General features: G+C 68.1%; 25 protein-coding genes and 1 pseudogene. 25 read left to right on the top strand and 1 reads right to left on the bottom strand.

Going from position 1 to position 15,929, the window contains the following annotated elements; translation table 11 throughout:
• The first annotated feature begins 139 nt into the window (after positions 1-139).
• The 3 genes from BJP60_RS13580 to BJP60_RS13570 all read left to right on the top strand — a co-directional run bounded on the left by BJP60_RS13580 (position 140) and on the right by BJP60_RS13570 (position 2,994).
• A complete protein-coding gene (locus BJP60_RS13580) occupies positions 140-1,540 on the top strand; it encodes a sugar transferase (protein WP_203136343.1) in 1,401 nt (466 codons plus the stop codon).
• A 129-nt stretch (positions 1,541-1,669) separates the two neighbouring features.
• On the top strand, positions 1,670-1,885 hold the full coding sequence (locus BJP60_RS13575; RefSeq protein WP_203136342.1) for an Rv0909 family putative TA system antitoxin: 216 nt from the start codon (positions 1,670-1,672) through the stop codon (positions 1,883-1,885).
• A gap of 290 nt (positions 1,886-2,175) precedes the next feature.
• Positions 2,176-2,994 (top strand): phospholipase, encoded by an 819-nt coding sequence (locus BJP60_RS13570; RefSeq protein ID WP_238439443.1) that lies wholly within the window; start codon positions 2,176-2,178, stop codon positions 2,992-2,994.
• An 89-nt stretch (positions 2,995-3,083) separates the two neighbouring features.
• On the opposite strand, the gene BJP60_RS13565 is transcribed toward BJP60_RS13570, so the two are convergent.
• A complete protein-coding gene (locus tag BJP60_RS13565; protein WP_203136341.1) occupies positions 3,084-3,908 on the bottom strand; it encodes a type IV toxin-antitoxin system AbiEi family antitoxin domain-containing protein in 825 nt (274 codons plus the stop codon).
• A 524-nt stretch (positions 3,909-4,432) separates the two neighbouring features.
• On the opposite strand from BJP60_RS13565, the gene rpsJ reads away from it, so the two are divergent.
• The 22 genes and pseudogenes from rpsJ (at position 4,433) to BJP60_RS13455 (ending at position 15,926) form a co-directional block, all read left to right on the top strand.
• Positions 4,433-4,741 (top strand): 30S ribosomal protein S10, encoded by a 309-nt coding sequence (rpsJ, locus tag BJP60_RS13560; RefSeq protein ID WP_156242027.1) that lies wholly within the window; start codon positions 4,433-4,435, stop codon positions 4,739-4,741.
• Between the two features lie 14 nt (positions 4,742-4,755).
• Entirely contained in the window at positions 4,756-5,415 is a 660-nt protein-coding gene (gene rplC, locus BJP60_RS13555) for a 50S ribosomal protein L3 (protein WP_135114782.1), read from the top strand.
• 5 nt (positions 5,416-5,420) lie between these two features.
• Positions 5,421-6,080, top strand: a complete 660-nt coding sequence (gene rplD, locus BJP60_RS13550; protein ID WP_203136340.1) for a 50S ribosomal protein L4 — start codon at positions 5,421-5,423, stop codon at positions 6,078-6,080.
• On the top strand, positions 6,077-6,376 hold the full coding sequence (gene rplW, locus BJP60_RS13545) for a 50S ribosomal protein L23 (protein WP_203136339.1): 300 nt from the start codon (positions 6,077-6,079) through the stop codon (positions 6,374-6,376). Before rplD ends, rplW begins: the two co-directional genes overlap by 4 nt.
• Positions 6,377-6,398: 22 nt before the next feature.
• Positions 6,399-7,238, top strand: a complete 840-nt coding sequence (gene rplB, locus BJP60_RS13540) for a 50S ribosomal protein L2 (protein ID WP_203136338.1) — start codon at positions 6,399-6,401, stop codon at positions 7,236-7,238.
• Positions 7,239-7,249: 11 nt separating this feature from the next.
• A complete protein-coding gene (gene rpsS, locus BJP60_RS13535) occupies positions 7,250-7,531 on the top strand; it encodes a 30S ribosomal protein S19 (protein WP_055992152.1) in 282 nt (93 codons plus the stop codon).
• A 22-nt stretch (positions 7,532-7,553) separates the two neighbouring features.
• Complete coding sequence (gene rplV, locus BJP60_RS13530; protein WP_203136337.1) at positions 7,554-7,949, top strand: 50S ribosomal protein L22; 396 nt, start codon at positions 7,554-7,556, stop codon at positions 7,947-7,949.
• On the top strand, positions 7,949-8,707 hold the full coding sequence (gene rpsC, locus BJP60_RS13525; protein ID WP_203136336.1) for a 30S ribosomal protein S3: 759 nt from the start codon (positions 7,949-7,951) through the stop codon (positions 8,705-8,707). Before rplV ends, rpsC begins: the two co-directional genes overlap by 1 nt.
• Positions 8,707-9,126, top strand: a complete 420-nt coding sequence (gene rplP, locus BJP60_RS13520; protein WP_067354305.1) for a 50S ribosomal protein L16 — start codon at positions 8,707-8,709, stop codon at positions 9,124-9,126. The genes rpsC and rplP overlap by 1 nt, the downstream gene beginning before the upstream one ends.
• A complete protein-coding gene (gene rpmC / locus BJP60_RS13515) occupies positions 9,126-9,431 on the top strand; it encodes a 50S ribosomal protein L29 (protein ID WP_203136335.1) in 306 nt (101 codons plus the stop codon). Before rplP ends, rpmC begins: the two co-directional genes overlap by 1 nt.
• Positions 9,431-9,739: a 30S ribosomal protein S17 gene (gene rpsQ, locus BJP60_RS13510; protein ID WP_203136334.1), complete on the top strand. Its 309-nt coding sequence runs from the start codon at positions 9,431-9,433 to the stop codon at positions 9,737-9,739. The genes rpmC and rpsQ overlap by 1 nt, the downstream gene beginning before the upstream one ends.
• Positions 9,736-10,104, top strand: a complete 369-nt coding sequence (rplN, locus tag BJP60_RS13505; RefSeq protein ID WP_055992168.1) for a 50S ribosomal protein L14 — start codon at positions 9,736-9,738, stop codon at positions 10,102-10,104. Before rpsQ ends, rplN begins: the two co-directional genes overlap by 4 nt.
• A gap of 3 nt (positions 10,105-10,107) precedes the next feature.
• The gene (gene rplX / locus BJP60_RS13500) at positions 10,108-10,467 is read left to right on the top strand and encodes a 50S ribosomal protein L24 (RefSeq protein ID WP_203136332.1); all 360 of its coding nucleotides are present in this window, start codon (positions 10,108-10,110) and stop codon (positions 10,465-10,467) included.
• Positions 10,468-10,469: 2 nt separating this feature from the next.
• Entirely contained in the window at positions 10,470-11,057 is a 588-nt protein-coding gene (gene rplE / locus BJP60_RS13495) for a 50S ribosomal protein L5 (RefSeq protein ID WP_203136331.1), read from the top strand.
• 175 nt (positions 11,058-11,232) lie between these two features.
• Entirely contained in the window at positions 11,233-11,631 is a 399-nt protein-coding gene (gene rpsH, locus BJP60_RS13490; RefSeq protein ID WP_203136330.1) for a 30S ribosomal protein S8, read from the top strand.
• A 6-nt stretch (positions 11,632-11,637) separates the two neighbouring features.
• Positions 11,638-12,174 (top strand): 50S ribosomal protein L6, encoded by a 537-nt coding sequence (rplF, locus tag BJP60_RS13485; protein WP_203136329.1) that lies wholly within the window; start codon positions 11,638-11,640, stop codon positions 12,172-12,174.
• 2 nt (positions 12,175-12,176) lie between these two features.
• The gene (gene rplR, locus BJP60_RS13480) at positions 12,177-12,536 is read left to right on the top strand and encodes a 50S ribosomal protein L18 (RefSeq protein WP_135114769.1); all 360 of its coding nucleotides are present in this window, start codon (positions 12,177-12,179) and stop codon (positions 12,534-12,536) included.
• Positions 12,533-13,225 (top strand): 30S ribosomal protein S5, encoded by a 693-nt coding sequence (gene rpsE, locus BJP60_RS13475; protein ID WP_203136328.1) that lies wholly within the window; start codon positions 12,533-12,535, stop codon positions 13,223-13,225. The genes rplR and rpsE overlap by 4 nt, the downstream gene beginning before the upstream one ends.
• Entirely contained in the window at positions 13,225-13,410 is a 186-nt protein-coding gene (rpmD, locus tag BJP60_RS13470) for a 50S ribosomal protein L30 (RefSeq protein ID WP_203136327.1), read from the top strand. The genes rpsE and rpmD overlap by 1 nt, the downstream gene beginning before the upstream one ends.
• Positions 13,410-13,909: pseudogene (gene rplO, locus BJP60_RS15360) on the top strand (50S ribosomal protein L15). The gene rpmD and the pseudogene rplO overlap by 1 nt, the downstream one beginning before the upstream one ends.
• 101 nt (positions 13,910-14,010) lie before the next feature.
• The gene (gene secY, locus BJP60_RS13460) at positions 14,011-15,330 is read left to right on the top strand and encodes a preprotein translocase subunit SecY (protein WP_203136326.1); all 1,320 of its coding nucleotides are present in this window, start codon (positions 14,011-14,013) and stop codon (positions 15,328-15,330) included.
• Positions 15,327-15,926 carry an adenylate kinase gene (locus BJP60_RS13455; RefSeq protein WP_203136325.1) on the top strand — a complete coding sequence of 200 codons (600 nt, stop codon included), beginning with the start codon at positions 15,327-15,329 and terminating at the stop codon, positions 15,924-15,926. The genes secY and BJP60_RS13455 overlap by 4 nt, the downstream gene beginning before the upstream one ends.
• Positions 15,927-15,929: the final 3 nt, after the last annotated feature.

Below are 15,929 nucleotides of genomic sequence, written 5' to 3'. Positions count from 1 at the left end.
GGGCGCGTCGAAGGAGGCGAGGCCGGGCGGGACGCCCCCCGTCCTCCGGACGCCGACGGTCGATCGCATCGTCGGCGGCGCATCCGCTCGCCCCGCGAGGGCCTTCGACTGGCGCTCCCGCTACGCGACCCTCCTGCTGATGACCGACTTCGCGGTCATCGCGGCCGTCGTGTTCGGCACGCAGGCGCTGTCCGTCGGCTGGTGGGGCCAGGTCGCGCACGAGGGGATCGTCCCCTACGGTTCGGCGTCCTACCTCGCGCTGTCCGTCCTCATCATCGGCCTGTGGATGCTCGCCCTCGCGCTGAACGACACCCGGTCGGATCGCGTGATCGGCGTCGGCACGCTCGAGTACAAGCGCATCTTTGACACCAGCATCCGGCTGTTCGGCGTCGTCGCGATCGCCGCGTTCCTGCTGCGCCTCGAGATCGCGCGCGGCTACCTGCTGCTCGCGCTGCCGCTCGGCCTGCTCGCCCTGTTCGCCGAGCGCTGGCTGTGGCGCCGCTGGCTGGGTCGGCGCCGCGCGCGCGGCGAGTACTCCGCGGGTGTGCTGCTCGTCGGGTCCGACCGCACGGTCGCCCATATCGCCAAGGAGCTGCGCCGCAGCGTCGGGGCCGGGTATCGCGTCGTCGGCGCCTGCACGCCGACCGGCCTCGTGGGCGACCACGTCGCCGGATCCGAGATCCCCGTGATGGGACGGGTGGATGCGATCGAGGCGGCGATCGAGGCGACGGACGCCGACACGATCATCGTCACCAGCACCGACGAGGTCGGCCCCGAGCGGGTCAAGCAGATCTCCTGGGCCCTGGAGGCGGGCAGGCAGCACCTCGTGCTCGCGCCGAGCATCACCGACATCGCGGGTCCCCGCATCCACATGCGCCCCGTCGCCGGCCTGCCGCTCATGCACGTCGAGACGCCGCGGTTCTCCGCCGGCCAGCGCTTCCTGAAGCGCAGCGTCGACCTCTTCGGCAGCGCGGTGCTGATCCTGCTGCTCAGCCCGCTCCTGCTCGTCCTCGCCCTGCTGGTCCGGATCACGTCGCCGGGGCCGGCGATCTTCCGGCAGCAGCGCGTGGGCCGCCATGGCCAGGAGTTCCGCATGCTGAAGTTCCGCTCGATGGTGCAGGACGCCGAGAGCCGGCTGCCCGAGCTCATCGCCTCCAACCGCGGCGGGCTGGGCAACGAGGTCATGTTCAAGATGCGCGCCGACCCGCGCATCACACCGCTCGGCCGCTTCATGCGGCGCTACAGCCTCGACGAGCTGCCGCAGCTGTTCAACGTGCTGGGCGGCTCGATGTCGCTCGTCGGACCGCGTCCGCCGCTGCCGCGCGAGGTCGACCGCTACGCCGACCACGTGCACCGCCGCTTCCTCGTCAAGCCCGGCATCACGGGTCTGTGGCAGGTCTCGGGCCGCTCGACGCTGGAGTGGGACGACACCGTGCGCCTCGACCTCGCGTACGTCGAGAACTGGAACCTGCTCGGCGACCTGCTGATCCTCGCCAAGACCGCCCGCGCCGCGGCCATGCCGGGCGACACCGCCGCCTGACCCGCGCGTCAGCGCATCGGCGTCGCGGTCGGCGCTCTCCGGCCGCGGGTTCCGGATCGTCCGCGCGACTGCCACACTGACGGGTGCGTCCGGCGTACGGGCGCACCGAGCGATCCGGGAGGGAAGATCATGGGCTTCGACGATCTCGTGAACCAGGGCAGGGAAGCGTTCGAACAGAACAAGGACAAGCTGCAGGACGCGCTCCGCAGCGCCAAGGCCGAGGACGTGAGCGACACCGTGCTCGACAAGGTCGCCGAGTTCGCCAAGGGCGTGCTGCCGGATGACATGGACGAGAAGGTCGACCAGATCCGCAACGATGTGGACGGCGCGGTGGGGGACAGGTAAGCCTCCCTTCGCCCGAGGCCCTCACCCCTTCCCGGGGTGAGGGCCTCGTCGCGTCCGCGGGCTTCGCGAGGTGGCGCGCTCAGGTGACGGAAAGGTAACGGCCAGGTAACGCCCACGGCCTGTGCACGCGAATCCCATGGCCTGGGCGGGATCCGTTCAGGGAAGCGGGGCACGGTAGAGGGTCCTTGTTCGTCGCGTGGCGTCGGCCCGAAGCCGCCGCGCGAAGCAGCGGGTGCGCCCGAGCGCCCGCCCAGACGCGAGCTCGGATGCACCCGATCGAAACCTCTGGAATGACGCAGCACCACTCTGATTCACCCCTGCTCACCCCGTTCCCCCGCGCCAACCACATCTCCCTGCTGCGCGCCGAGCGATCCGTCCGCCGCAAGCGCCGCCTCATCGGCGTCGCCGCCGGACTCGGCCTCGTGCTGGCGGGTGGCGTCGCGGTGTCGGCCGCCGTGCCGGAGCACACGCGCAACGTCGCGTTCGCTGCGGAGGACCCCGAGACGGTCGAGCTCGCGCAGGCCGCCCTCGCGGACGCCGAGGCGGCTCTCGACGAAGCCCACGACAAGGCCGACACCTCCGCGCTGGAGAAGCGCGTCAGCCACCTGAGCGACTACGAGCGCATGCCCGCCGTCGTCGTGCAGGGCGAGGCGGAGGCCGCCGAGGCTGCCGCGGACGACGTGGTCGCCGAGACCGCCGCCCTCGAGGAGGCGGACGCCGAGGCCGCGCGCGAGGCGGAGGAGGCCGCGCGCAAGGCCGAGGAGGAGCGCAAGGCCGCCGAGGCTCTCGCCGCCGCGAACTCGCCGGCGGGCGCGCAGGCCACCGCCCAGTCCATGGCCGCCGAGCGCTACGGCTGGGGCGCCGACCAGTTCGGCTGCCTCGTGTCGCTGTGGAACAAGGAGTCCGGCTGGAACTACCAGGCCTCGAACCCCTCGAGCGGCGCGTACGGCATCCCGCAGTCGCTGCCCGGCAGCAAGATGGCCACCGTCGGCGCCGACTGGCAGACCAACGCCACGACCCAGATCGCGTGGGGCCTCGACTACATCTCCCGCGCCTACGGCACCCCGTGTGCCGCGTGGGGCCACTCGCAGTCGGTCAACTGGTACTGAGCCCGCGCGCACACGAAGGGATCTGCAACCCCGAAGCCCGATCCGGTCGATCGCCCTTCGGATCTGCAGATCCCTTCGCCGTCGCCCGGTCACGCCGCCTTGTGCAGGCCCTGCGCGATCGCGCGGAGGATCAGGTCCTGCACCTCCGGCCACGACTCCGTGAGCTGCCGGTAGCTCACCCGGATCACGGTGTAGCCGTGCACGCGCAGGATGGCGTCGTGCGCGTTGTCGGAGTCGCGCTGCGCGCCGATGTGGTGCCCGCCGTCGATCTGCAGCACGAGCCGCTCGCCGATCAGGAAGTCGACGCGATGGCCGTACAGCCAGACCTGCGGCCTGATCGGGATCCTAAGCCAGCGCAGCCGGGTATGGACGAACGTCTCGGTGCCGGCATCGTGGAACGGATTCACATCCAGGAGCAGTCGTCGCGCCGCAGGCCTCAGTGGGAAGAGCCGGAACGAGTCGCGATCGACGAGCCCCGTGTTGAACGCGGAGTCCCAGGTCGCGAGCGCGCGTTCGTGCGGTTGACAGTCGGCCACGATCGCGAGCACGTTCTCGACCGGGTCCTCGAGCCGGCCCGGCGGGCGCGGGATGAGAGGCCTCGACCAGTGCACATGCGCGCTCACCACGTTCACGGACGAGGGGGACGTCGCCGCGACGTGGACGACATCGTCGTCCGCGGAGACCCAGAGACCCAGGCGCCGCGCCTGTGTGATGCAGCTCAGCACGACGCCCGAAACCGCCGCGCGCACGAGCATCGTGTCGGTCCCGGGCAGATGGACCCAGCCCTGACGTGGCCGACGGAGCTCTTCGCGGGACACCGCCCGAGCGAGCACGTGGCGTGAGAAGCCCGCGTCGAGGAGCTCGCGCGTGCGCGCGATCCCGCCGCGCCGCTCCAGGTAGTCGATCAGATGCATGACGGCAGGGTCGCACCGGTGATCGCCCCGGATCGCCGGCCCGTGCAACGGCGGAATGGATTCTGTCCGTTCCGTGCTGGGGACGAGGGAAGCGACGGGCGTGCGCGGCGGATCCGAAGGGATTCTCGCAAGCGGAGCCCGATCTCCTTCGTCGCTCTTCGGATCCGTAGATCGCTTCAGATTCGCTGTCTGGGAAGGCGCTCAACACGGGCCGAGGAGCCGCGGAATCATGCGGATCGCGGCGCGACACGCCCGGGTTGCCCCGGGATGGCCGCGGATGGCAGAATAGACAAGTTCCACATTTCCGCGTGCGCTCCCCGAGGGAGGACTGCGCGGGATCACTGCCAGGGCAGTGCACAGACCGAGTCTGGGCCGCGGGCAGGAGAACGAAATCACACAACCACACCGCAGGGGCTATCTCTGTGCGCGTGGACTGACATGTGAAGACTGGCCCGAAGGGTTTCCGGAGGGTACGTGCGTCCAATGCCCGAGAGGTACGACGCGTAAAGAGAGTGAGCAGACAAATGGCGGGACAGAAGATCCGCATTCGCCTGAAGTCGTATGACCACGAGGTCATCGACTCGTCGGCGCGCAAGATCGTCGACACGGTCACCCGTGCGGGTGCCCAGGTCGTCGGCCCGGTGCCGCTGCCGACGGAGAAGAACGTGGTCGCCGTGATCCGTTCGCCCCACAAGTACAAGGACAGCCGCGAGCACTTCGAGATGCGCACGCACAAGCGCCTCATCGACATCGTGGACCCGACGCCGAAGGCCGTCGACTCGCTCATGCGTCTCGACCTCCCGGCGGACGTCAACATCGAGATCAAGCTCTAAGGGCGGGTATCGACATGGCTGACATCAACAACAAGATTTCGAAGGGTCTGCTCGGCACCAAGCTCGGCATGACCCAGGTCTGGAACGAGAACGGCAAGCTCATCCCCGTCACGGTGATCGAGCTCGCTCCGAACGTGGTGACCCAGGTCCGCACGGCGGAGAAGGACGGCTACTCGGCCATCCAGATCGCCGCCGGTGCGATCGACCCGCGCAAGGTCAACAAGCCGCTCTCGGGCCACTTCGAGGCTGCCGGCGTCACGCCGCGCCGCCACCTCGCGGAGATCCGCACCGCCGACGCCGCCGAGTACGCGCTCGGTCAGGAGCTGACGGTCGACGGCACCTTCGAGGCCGGCCAGCTCGTCGACGTCGTCGGCACGAGCAAGGGTAAGGGCACCGCGGGTGTCATGAAGCGCCACAACTTCAAGGGCGTCTCGGCTTCGCACGGTGCGCACCGCAACCACCGCAAGCCCGGTTCGATCGGCGCATCGTCGACCCCGAGCCGCGTGTTCAAGGGCATGCGCATGGCCGGCCGTATGGGCGCCGAGCGCGTGACCGTCCTCAACCTCACGGTTCACGCCGTCGACGCCGAGAAGGGTCTGCTGCTCGTCAAGGGCGCCGTCCCCGGCGCGCGCGGCCGCACCGTGTACGTCCGCAACGCTGTGAAGGGGGCCTGAGTTAGATGACTGACTCGACTCTCGCTCTCGACGTTCTGGGCATCGACGGCAACAAGGCCGGCTCGGTCGAGCTGCCCGCCTCGGTGTTCGACGTCAAGACGAACATCCCGCTGATCCACCAGGTCGTCGTCGCGCAGCTCGCGGCGGCTCGCCAGGGCACCCACTCGACCAAGCGTCGCGGTGAGGTCTCGGGCGCCGGCCGCAAGCCCTTCAAGCAGAAGGGCACGGGTAACGCCCGTCAGGGTTCGATCCGTGCGCCGCACATGACCGGCGGTGGCATCGTCCACGGCCCGAAGCCGCGCAACTACGCGCAGCGCACCCCCAAGAAGATGATCGCCGCCGCCCTCGCGGGTGCGCTGAGCGACCGCTTCCGCGGTGACCGTCTGCACGTCGTCGAGTCGTTCGGCGTCGCCGAGCCCTCGACCAAGGCCGCGGCCTCCTTCCTCGCGAAGGTCGCCCCGACCAAGAACGTGCTCGTCGTGCTCGACCGTGAGGACGACTTCGGCTACCTGAGCGTGCGCAACCTCGGTTACGTGCACGTGCTGATGGCCGACCAGCTGAACGCCTACGACGTGCTCGTCTCGGACGACATCGTCTTCACCAAGGCCGCCATCGACGCGTTCATCGCGCAGAAGGCCGGCGCCACTGAGGAGGTCTCGGCATGACCGCCGTCCAGAAGGACCCGCGCGACGTCATCCTGAAGCCGGTCGTCTCGGAGAAGAGCTACGGACTGATCGACGAGGGCAAGTACACGTTCATCGTGGACCCCCGCTCGAACAAGACCGAGATCAAGCTCGCGATCGAGAAGATCTTCGGCGTGCAGGTGGCTTCGGTCAACACGATCAACCGCGTCGGCAAGGCCCGCCGCACCCGCTTCGGCATCGGCAAGCGCAAGGACACCAAGCGCGCCATCGTCACGCTCAAGTCGGGCACCATCGACATCTTCACGGCAGTCGGCTGACGGTCGGGGAGGAAGAGAGAACATGGCTATTCGCAACTACAAGCCCACGACCCCCGGTCGCCGCGGCTCGTCGGTGGCCGACTTCGCCGAGATCACCCGATCGACGCCCGAGAAGTCGCTGCTCCGTCCGCTGAGCAAGACCGGTGGCCGTAACAACCAGGGCCGCATCACGACCCGTCACATCGGTGGTGGCCACAAGCGCCAGTACCGCGTGATCGACTTCCGTCGCAACGACAAGGACGGCGTCGACGCCAAGGTCGCGCACATCGAGTACGACCCCAACCGCACGGCGCGCATCGCGCTCCTGCACTACGTGGACGGCACGAAGCGCTACATCCTCGCGCCGAACAAGCTGCAGCAGGGCGACATCGTCGAGTCGGGCCCCGGCGCCGACATCAAGCCCGGCAACAACCTGCCGCTGCGCAACATCCCGACGGGTACCGTCATCCACAACATCGAGCTCCGTCCCGGTGGCGGCGCGAAGATGGCTCGCTCGGCGGGCGCCTCGGTGCGTCTCGTCGCGAAGGACGGCCCCTACGCCCAGCTGCGTCTGCCCTCGGGCGAGGTCCGCAACGTGGACGCGCGCTGCCGCGCCACGATCGGCGAGGTCGGCAACGCCGAGCAGTCGAACATCAACTGGGGCAAGGCCGGCCGCAAGCGCTGGAAGGGCGTCCGCCCGACCGTCCGCGGTGTCGCCATGAACCCGGTCGACCACCCGCACGGTGGTGGTGAGGGCAAGACGTCCGGTGGTCGCCACCCCGTCTCGCCGTGGGGTCAGGCCGAGGGCCGCACCCGCCACGCCAACAAGGAAAGCGACAAGCTCATCGTGCGTCGCCGTAACGCCGGCAAGAAGCGCAAGTAGGAGTAAAGAAGATGCCCCGCAGTCTGAAGAAGGGCCCCTTCGTCGACGAGCACCTGCTTCGCAAGGTCGTCTCGCAGAACGAAGCCGGCACCAAGAACGTCATCAAGACGTGGTCGCGCCGCTCGATGATCATCCCCGCCATGCTGGGACACACCATCGCCGTGCACGACGGTCGCAAGCACATCCCCGTGTTCGTCACGGAGACGCTTGTGGGCCACAAGCTGGGCGAGTTCGCGCCCACCCGCACCTTCCGCGGCCACGAGAAGGACGACAAGAAGGGCCGTCGCCGCTAAGGCGACCGAGGAGGAGAGAGAAATGGTGGAGTCCATCGCACGTGTGCGACACATCCGCGTGACCCCTCAGAAGGCTCGTCGCGTCGTCGCCCTCATTAAGGGCAAGCAGGCCCAGGAGGCGCTCGCGATCCTGAAGTTCGCGCCGCAGTCGGCATCCGAGCCGATCTACAAGCTCGTCGCGTCGGCCATGGCCAACGCCCAGGTGAAGGCCGACAAGGACGGCGAGTACCTGGACGAGCAGGATCTGTTCGTGAAGAACGCCTACGTGGACGAGGGCACGACGCTCAAGCGTTTCCAGCCCCGTGCACAGGGTCGCGCTTTCCAGATCAAGAAGCGCACGAGCCACATCACGGTCGTGCTCTCGACGCCGGAGGTCGCTGAGACCGCTGCCGGCAGCAACAAGAAGGCGAGCAACTAATGGGTCAGAAGGTCAACCCGTACGGCTTCCGCCTCGGCATCACCACGGATCACGTCTCGCGCTGGTTCGCGGACTCGACGAAGCCGGGTCAGCGTTACGCCGACTACGTGGCCGAGGACATCCGCATCCGCAAGCTGCTGCAGTCGAACCTCGACCGCGCCGGCGTGAGCCGCATCGAGATTGAGCGCACGCGTGACCGCGTCCGCGTCGACATCCACACGGCCCGCCCGGGCATCGTGATCGGTCGTCGTGGCGCGGAGGCCGAGCGCATCCGCGGCGAGCTCGAGAAGCTCACCGGCAAGCAGATCCAGCTGAACATCCTCGAGGTGAAGAACCCCGAGGCCGACGCTCAGCTCGTCGCCCAGGGCGTCGCCGAGCAGCTCAGCGCCCGCGTGGCCTTCCGCCGCGCGATGCGCAAGGGCCTGCAGGGTGCCCAGCGCGCCGGCGCCAAGGGCGTCCGGATCCAGGTCTCGGGCCGCCTCGGCGGCGCGGAGATGAGCCGCTCGGAGTTCTACCGCGAGGGTCGTGTGCCGCTGCACACGCTGCGCGCGAACATCGACTACGGCTTCTACGAGGCCAAGACCACCTTCGGCCGCATCGGCGTGAAGGTCTGGATCTACAAGGGCGACCTCACCAACAAGGAACTCGCGCGCGAGCAGGCGAACATGAAGCCCGCCCGCGACCGCGACCGTGGCGGCCGCCGTGGCCCGCGTCGTGACGACGCGCAGGCGCCGGTCGCGGAAGGAGCTTCGGCGTAATGCTCATCCCCCGCAAGGTCAAGTACCGCAAGCAGCACCACCCCAAGCGGGATGGTCAGGCGACGGGTGGCACCAAGGTCTCCTTCGGTGAGTTCGGCATCCAGGCGCTCACGCCCGCTTACGTGACGAACCGTCAGATCGAGTCCGCTCGTATCGCCATGACGCGTCACATCAAGCGTGGCGGAAAGGTGTGGATCAACATCTACCCCGACCGTCCGCTCACGAAGAAGCCCGCCGAGACCCGCATGGGTTCGGGTAAGGGCTCGCCGGAGTGGTGGGTCGCCAACGTCAAGCCGGGTCGCGTCCTCTTCGAGGTCGCCGGTGTCAACGAGCAGCTCGCTCGTGAGGCCCTGACCCGAGCCATTCACAAGCTGCCTCTCAAGGCACGCATCATCAAGCGCGAGGAGGGCGACGCGTAATGGCGATCGGCACCAAGGAGCTCGCCACGAGCGAGCTCGACACGTTCGAGGACCAGCGACTCGTCGAGGAGCTGCGCAAGGCCAAGGAGGAGCTGTTCAACCTGCGCTTCCAGTCGGCCACCGGCCAGCTCGAGAGCCACGGCCGCATCCGCGCCGTGAAGCGCGACATCGCGCGGCTCTACACCGTGATCCGCGAGCGCGAGCTGGGCATCCGTGCCACGCCCGCCCCGGTCGAGGTGAAGGCCAAGAAGAGCAAGGCGAAGAAGGCCGAGGAGACTCCGGCCGCCGAGGGAGAGGCTGAGTGATGGCCACCGAGAAGAAGGCTGTGGAGCACGCCGAGCACGACGTGCGCGACGCCGACGCCCGTGGCTACCGCAAGTCGGCCCGCGGTTACGTCGTGAGCGACAAGATGGACAAGACGATCGTCGTCGAGGTCGAGGACCGCGTGAAGCACCCCCTCTACGGCAAGGTCATCCGTCGCACGAGCAAGCTCAAGGCGCACGACGAGAACAACACCGCCGGCATCGGCGACCTCGTCCTCATCAACGAGACCCGTCCGCTCAGCGCCACCAAGCGCTGGCGTCTGGTTGAGATCCTGGAGAAGGCCAAGTGATCCAGACTGAGTCCCGCCTCAAGGTCGCCGACAACACCGGCGCGAAGGAGCTGCTCACGATCCGCGTTCTCGGTGGTTCGAACCGCCGTTACGCCGGCGTGGGCGACACCATCGTCGCGACGGTCAAGGACGCGATCCCGGGCGGCAACGTCAAGAAGGGCGACGTCGTCAAGGCGGTCGTCGTCCGCACCGTGAAGCAGACGCGCCGCGCCGACGGCTCGTACATCAAGTTCGACGAGAACGCCGCCGTGATCCTGAAGAACGACGGGGAGCCCCGCGGCACCCGCATCTTCGGCCCGGTCGGCCGCGAGCTTCGTGACCGCAAGTTCATGAAGATCGTCTCGCTCGCCCCGGAGGTGCTGTAACCCATGGCGAAGATCAAGAAGGGTGACCTGGTCCAGGTCATCACCGGCGCCAAGCAGGACCGCGGCGGAGACCGCGGCAAGCAGGGCAAGGTCCTCGAGGTCGTCGACGGCGGCAAGCGTGTCGTCGTCGAGGGCGTGAACTACATCACGAAGCACAACCGGATCGGTCAGACCCAGCGCGGCACCAAGACCGGTGGCATCGAGACGTACGAGGCACCCATCCACATTTCCAACGTCGCGCTCGTCGACCCCGACTCGAAGAAGCCGACCCGTGTGGGCTTCCGCGTGGAGGAGCAGGTCAAGGACGGCGTCAAGAAGACTGTTCGCGTTCGTGTCGCGAAGAAGTCGGGTAAGGACATCTGACAGTGAGCACCATTGACGCGCAGGCTGGCAAAATCCAGCCGCGCCTGAAGCAGGTCTACCGCGACCAGATCCGCCAGAAGCTGCAGGACGAGTTCGGCTACGACAACGTCATGCAGATCCCCGGCCTGGTCAAGGTCGTCGTCAACACGGGTGTCGGCGAGGCAGCTCGCGACTCCAAGGTGATCGAGGGTGCGGTCGCCGACCTCACCGCGATCACGGGTCAGAAGCCCGTCGTCACCAAGGCGAAGAAGTCGATCGCGCAGTTCAAGCTGCGCGAGGGCCAGGCCATCGGCGCCCACGTCACGCTCCGTGGCGACCGCGCCTGGGAGTTCCTGGACCGCCTGATCTCGCTCGCCCTGCCCCGCATCCGCGACTTCCGCGGTCTGTCGGGCAAGCAGTTCGACGGCAACGGCAACTACACGTTCGGTCTCCAGGAGCAGTCGGTGTTCCACGAGATCGACCAGGACAAGATCGACCGCGTGCGTGGTTTCGACATCACGATCGTCACCACCGCGAAGTCGGACGACGAGGGTCGCGCTCTGCTGCGTCACCTCGGCTTCCCGTTCCGCAGCGCCGACCAGCAGGCCTGAGCAGGCTCACAGGTCGATCTGCGGTAGGATCGAGCGTTTGTGTTTCCGCCGCCGGTCGGGGCTCAGGCCCCCGCCGGCGGCGGACGCACGAAGCGACAACTGAATACGAATCGATCATCGAAGGCCGTCTGTCGTGTAACGGCAGCCGGAACCTCATGAACAAAGGACACGTCATATGACGATGACAGACCCGGTCGCAGATATGCTGACCCGTCTGCGCAACGCGAACTCGGCGCACCACGACAGCGTGTCGCTGCCGTCGAGCAAGCTCAAGACGCACATCGCGGAGATCCTCCAGCGCGAGGGCTACATCGCGGCGTGGGAGGAGACCGACGCGCGCGTCGGCAAGACCCTCACGATGACGCTCAAGTACGGCCCGAACCGCGAGCGGTCGATCGCCGGCATCAAGCGCGTCTCGAAGCCCGGCCTCCGCGTGTACGCGAAGTCGACCGAGCTCCCCAAGGTCCTCGGTGGCCTGGGCGTCGCCATCCTGTCCACCTCCTCCGGTCTTCTCACCGACCGTCAGGCTGAGCAGAAGGGCGTGGGCGGGGAAGTTCTCGCCTACGTGTGGTGATCCCTCATGTCGCGAATCGGACGTCTTCCCATTGACATCCCCGCCGGCGTCTCCGTGACGGTCGACGGGCAGCAGGTTGCCGTGAAGGGCCCCAAGGGCGAGCTCGCGCTCACCGTGGCCAAGCCCATCGAGGTCAAGGTCGAGGAGAACCAGGTTCTCGTCACCCGCCCCGACGACGAGCGCGAGTCGCGTTCGCTGCACGGCCTCACGCGCACCCTGATCAACAACAACATCATCGGCGTGACCCAGGGCTACACTAAGGGCCTCGAGGTCGTCGGCACCGGTTACCGCGTGGCGCAGAAGGGCTCGGCCGTCGAGTTCGCTCTGGGCTTCTCGCACCCCGTCACCGTCGAGCCGCCGGCCGGCATCACGTTCACCGTCGAGGGCAACAACCGCCTCACGGTGAGCGGCATCGACAAGCAGGCCGTCGGTGAGACCGCCGCCAACATCCGCAAGATCCGCAAGCCTGAGCCGTACAAGGGCAAGGGTGTCCGCTACGCGGGCGAGGTCGTGCGTCGCAAGGCCGGAAAGGCTGGTAAGTAATCATGGCTGTGAAGTCGAAGTCCGCCGCGCGTACGCGCCGCCACGCTCGCCTTCGCAAGAAGGTCGTCGGCACCGAGGTCCGTCCTCGTCTCGTCGTGACCCGTTCGGCCCGCCACGTCTTCGTGCAGCTGGTCGACGACAGCAAGGGCCACACCGTGGCCTCCGCCTCGACGCTCGAGACCGACCTGCGCGGCTTCGAGGGTGACAAGACGGCCAAGGCCCGCAAGGTGGGCGAGCTGCTCGCCGAGCGCGCCAAGGCCGCCGGTTTCACCGACGTCGTGTTCGACCGCGGCGGCAACCGCTACGCGGGTCGCGTCGCGGCGATCGCCGACGGCGCCCGCGAAGGGGGGCTGAACCTGTGAGTGACAATAAGGAGACCGAAGTGACCACCGAGGCCCCCGAGGCCGGCGCCGAGCAGGCGCAGACCGAGCAGCGCAACGAGCGCGGTGACCGCCGCGGCGGTCGCAACGACCGTGGCCAGGGCCGTGGCGGTCGTGACCGCAACGACCGCGGTGCGGACAACCAGTTCCTCGAGCGCGTCGTCACGATCAACCGCGTGTCGAAGGTCGTGAAGGGTGGTCGTCGCTTCAGCTTCACCGCTCTCGTGGTCGTCGGCGACGGCAACGGCGTGGTCGGTGTCGGCTACGGCAAGGCCCGCGAGGTGCCCCTGGCGATCTCGAAGGGCGTCGAGGACGCGAAGCGCAACTTCTTCCGCGTGCCCCGCGCCGGTGCGACGATCCCCCACCCGGTTCAGGGTGAGGCCGCCGCCGGTGTCGTCATGCTGCGTCCCGCGTCCGCCGGTACCGGTGTTATCGCCGGTGGTCCGGTGCGCGCCGTGCTCGAGTGCGCCGGCATCCACGACGTGCTGTCGAAGTCGCTCGGCTCGTCGAACACGATCAACATCGTGCACGCGACGGTCGAGGCCCTGAAGCAGCTCGAGGAGCCCCGCGCGGTCGCCGCGCGTCGTGGCCTCGAGTTCGACCAGGTCGCGCCGGCACGTCTCGTCCGTGCGGAGGCCGAGGCCGCCGCTGCTGCGAAGGCAGGTGTCTGATGGCCGCTCGTCTGAAGGTCACGCAGGTCAAGTCCAAGGTGAGCGAGAAGCAGAACCAGCGCGACACGCTGCGTTCGCTGGGTCTGAAGCGGATCGGCGACTCGGTCGTCCGTCCCGACGACGCCCAGACGCGCGGCTACGTCCGCACGGTCGCTCACCTCGTGAATGTTGAGGAGATCGACTGATGGCTGAGAAGAAGGCCACGGCCGACAAGGCCGAGAAGACCCAGGTCGCCGAGGCCAAGCGCCCCGGTGTGCTGAAGGTTCACCACCTCCGTCCCGTCCCGGGCGCCCACACCTCCAAGACCCGCGTGGGTCGCGGTGAGGGCTCCAAGGGCAAGACGGCCGGTCGCGGCACCAAGGGCACCAAGGCCCGCTACAGCGTGCGCCCCGGCTTCGAGGGTGGCCAGATGCCGCTGCACATGCGCACGCCGAAGCTGCGCGGCTTCAAGAACCCGTTCCGCGTCGAGTACCAGGTCGTGAACCTGGACAAGCTCGCGGAGCTCTACCCCAGGGTGGCGACGTGACCGTCGCCGACCTCGTCGCCAAGGGCGCGGTCCGCAAGAACGAGAAGGTCAAGGTGCTCGGCAACGGCGAGATCTCCGTGGCCCTCACCGTTTCGGTGGACAAGGTCTCCGGCTCGGCCGAGCAGAAGATCGTCGCCGCGGGCGGCAGCGTCAAGTAATCCGCGCCAAGGGCCCGGGAGCATCCGCTCCCGGGCCCTTGCGTTAGCCTTGAGGTCGGTTCGCCATCGGCGGATCACCTCATCACCCAGGAGGCACGTCCTTGTTCAGCGCCATCGCGCGGATCTTCCGCACTCCGGATCTGCGGCGGAAGATCGGATTCACCCTCGCGATCATCGCGATCTACCGTTTCGGTGCGCACGTGCCGGCTCCGTTCGTGAACTTCCCGAACGTGCAGGACTGCATCGACCAGACCTCCGGCACCGACGGCCTCCTGTCGCTCGTCAACCTCTTCTCCGGCGGCGCGCTGCTGCAGCTGTCGATCTTCGCGCTCGGCGTCATGCCGTACATCACGGCGACGATCATCACGCAGCTGCTGCGCGTCGTGATCCCGCACTTCGAGACCCTCTACAAGGAGGGCCAGGCGGGCCAGGCCAAGCTCACGCAGTACACGCGCTACCTCACGATCGCGCTGGCCCTGCTGCAGTCGACGACGCTCGTCACGGTCGCGCGCACGGGTCAGCTGTTCGGCGTGACGGGTGTGCCCGAGTGCACGCAGCTGCTCGTCAACGACGTGTGGTGGGCGCAGCTGCTCATGATCATCACCATGACGGCCGGCACCGGCCTCATCATGTGGTTCGCCGAGCTCGTGACCGAGCGCGGCATCGGCAACGGCATGTCGCTGCTCATCTTCACGTCGATCGCGGCGACGTTCCCATCGGCGATGGGCGCCATCCTCGCGGCCCGTGGCTTCGAGATCTTCCTGCTCGTGCTCGCGGTCGGCATCATCGTCGTGGCGCTCGTGGTCTTCGTCGAGCAGTCGCAGCGCCGCATCCCCGTCCAGTACGCCAAGCGCATGGTCGGGCGCCGCACCTACGGCGGCACCAACACCTACATCCCGATCAAGGTGAACACGGCCGGCGTCGTGCCCGTCATCTTCGCCTCGTCGCTGCTGTACATCCCGGCGCTGATCGCGCAGTTCAACACGCCCACCGACACGGCGCCGCCGGAGTGGGTGACCTGGATCTCGACGTACCTGACGACGGGCGACCACCCGCTGTACATGGCCGTCTACTTCCTCCTCATCATCGGCTTCACGTACTTCTACGTCGCGATCACGTTCAACCCGGTCGAGGTCGCCGACAACATGAAGAAGTACGGCGGCTTCATCCCCGGCATCCGCGCAGGACGTCCGACGGCCGAATACCTCGACTACGTCCTGACGCGCATCACGCTTCCCGGTTCGATCTACCTCGGCCTCATCGCCCTGATCCCGCTCGTCGCGCTGGCGACCGTGGGCGCCAACCAGAACTTCCCGTTCGGCGGCGCCTCGATCCTGATCATCGTCGGCGTGGGCCTCGAGACCGTGAAGCAGATCGACGCGCAGCTGCAGCAGCGCCACTACGAAGGGCTCCTCCGATGACCTCCACCCGTCTCCTGATCGTCGGTCCGCAGGGTTCGGGCAAGGGCACGCAGGGCGCGCGCATCGCCGAGGCGTTCGGGATCCCCGTCGTCTCGACCGGTGACATCTTCCGCGCCAACATCAAGGAGGGCACCGACCTCGGCAAGCAGGTCAAGGCGATCACGGACGCCGGCGACCTGGTGCCCGACGAGATCACCTTCGCGATCGTGCGGGAGCGGCTCGAGCAGCCCGACGCGGCCGACGGCTTCCTGCTCGACGGCTTCCCGCGCAACGTCGCCCAGGTGGCGCTGCTCGACGAGTTCCTCGGCGGGCGGGGCGATGCCCTCGACGCCGTGATCGAGCTGGACGTGCCCCGCGAGGAGAGCCTGCAGCGCATCTCGCTGCGTGCCCAGAGCGAGGGGCGCTCGGACGACACCGAGGCCGCGATCGCGCACCGCCTCGACATCTACGAGCGCGAGACCGCGCCGATCCTCGCGGTGTACCGCACGCGCGAGGTCGTCGACACGATCGACGGCGTCGGCAGCCTCGACGAGATCACCGCCCGCATCATCGCGGCGCTCGAGGCCCGCGGCCTGGCGCGCGACGCCGCCGCGTGACCG

The sequence above is a fragment of the Microbacterium sp. JZ31 genome (assembly GCF_016805985.1).
Taxonomy (GTDB): Bacteria; Actinomycetota; Actinomycetes; order Actinomycetales; family Microbacteriaceae; genus Microbacterium.
This window is presented reverse-complemented; position numbering and strand designations above follow the sequence as displayed.

What these genes read in the sequence shown, in the direction of transcription:
- BJP60_RS13580 (WP_203136343.1), top strand. Translation starts at nt 140, where the DNA reads ATGACCGACTTCGCGGTCATCGCGGCCGTCGTGTTCGGCACGCAGGCG.
- BJP60_RS13575 (WP_203136342.1), top strand. Translation starts at nt 1,670, where the DNA reads ATGGGCTTCGACGATCTCGTGAACCAGGGCAGGGAAGCGTTCGAACAG.
- BJP60_RS13570 (WP_238439443.1), top strand. Translation starts at nt 2,176, where the DNA reads ATGACGCAGCACCACTCTGATTCACCCCTGCTCACCCCGTTCCCCCGC.
- BJP60_RS13565 (WP_203136341.1), bottom strand. Translation starts at nt 3,908, where the DNA reads ATGCATCTGATCGACTACCTGGAGCGGCGCGGCGGGATCGCGCGCACG.
- rpsJ (WP_156242027.1), top strand. Translation starts at nt 4,433, where the DNA reads ATGGCGGGACAGAAGATCCGCATTCGCCTGAAGTCGTATGACCACGAG.
- rplC (WP_135114782.1), top strand. Translation starts at nt 4,756, where the DNA reads ATGGCTGACATCAACAACAAGATTTCGAAGGGTCTGCTCGGCACCAAG.
- rplD (WP_203136340.1), top strand. Translation starts at nt 5,421, where the DNA reads ATGACTGACTCGACTCTCGCTCTCGACGTTCTGGGCATCGACGGCAAC.
- rplW (WP_203136339.1), top strand. Translation starts at nt 6,077, where the DNA reads ATGACCGCCGTCCAGAAGGACCCGCGCGACGTCATCCTGAAGCCGGTC.
- rplB (WP_203136338.1), top strand. Translation starts at nt 6,399, where the DNA reads ATGGCTATTCGCAACTACAAGCCCACGACCCCCGGTCGCCGCGGCTCG.
- rpsS (WP_055992152.1), top strand. Translation starts at nt 7,250, where the DNA reads ATGCCCCGCAGTCTGAAGAAGGGCCCCTTCGTCGACGAGCACCTGCTT.
- rplV (WP_203136337.1), top strand. Translation starts at nt 7,554, where the DNA reads ATGGTGGAGTCCATCGCACGTGTGCGACACATCCGCGTGACCCCTCAG.
- rpsC (WP_203136336.1), top strand. Translation starts at nt 7,949, where the DNA reads ATGGGTCAGAAGGTCAACCCGTACGGCTTCCGCCTCGGCATCACCACG.
- rplP (WP_067354305.1), top strand. Translation starts at nt 8,707, where the DNA reads ATGCTCATCCCCCGCAAGGTCAAGTACCGCAAGCAGCACCACCCCAAG.
- rpmC (WP_203136335.1), top strand. Translation starts at nt 9,126, where the DNA reads ATGGCGATCGGCACCAAGGAGCTCGCCACGAGCGAGCTCGACACGTTC.
- rpsQ (WP_203136334.1), top strand. Translation starts at nt 9,431, where the DNA reads ATGGCCACCGAGAAGAAGGCTGTGGAGCACGCCGAGCACGACGTGCGC.
- rplX (WP_203136332.1), top strand. Translation starts at nt 10,108, where the DNA reads ATGGCGAAGATCAAGAAGGGTGACCTGGTCCAGGTCATCACCGGCGCC.
- rpsH (WP_203136330.1), top strand. Translation starts at nt 11,233, where the DNA reads ATGACGATGACAGACCCGGTCGCAGATATGCTGACCCGTCTGCGCAAC.
- rplF (WP_203136329.1), top strand. Translation starts at nt 11,638, where the DNA reads ATGTCGCGAATCGGACGTCTTCCCATTGACATCCCCGCCGGCGTCTCC.
- rplR (WP_135114769.1), top strand. Translation starts at nt 12,177, where the DNA reads ATGGCTGTGAAGTCGAAGTCCGCCGCGCGTACGCGCCGCCACGCTCGC.
- rpmD (WP_203136327.1), top strand. Translation starts at nt 13,225, where the DNA reads ATGGCCGCTCGTCTGAAGGTCACGCAGGTCAAGTCCAAGGTGAGCGAG.
- BJP60_RS13455 (WP_203136325.1), top strand. Translation starts at nt 15,327, where the DNA reads ATGACCTCCACCCGTCTCCTGATCGTCGGTCCGCAGGGTTCGGGCAAG.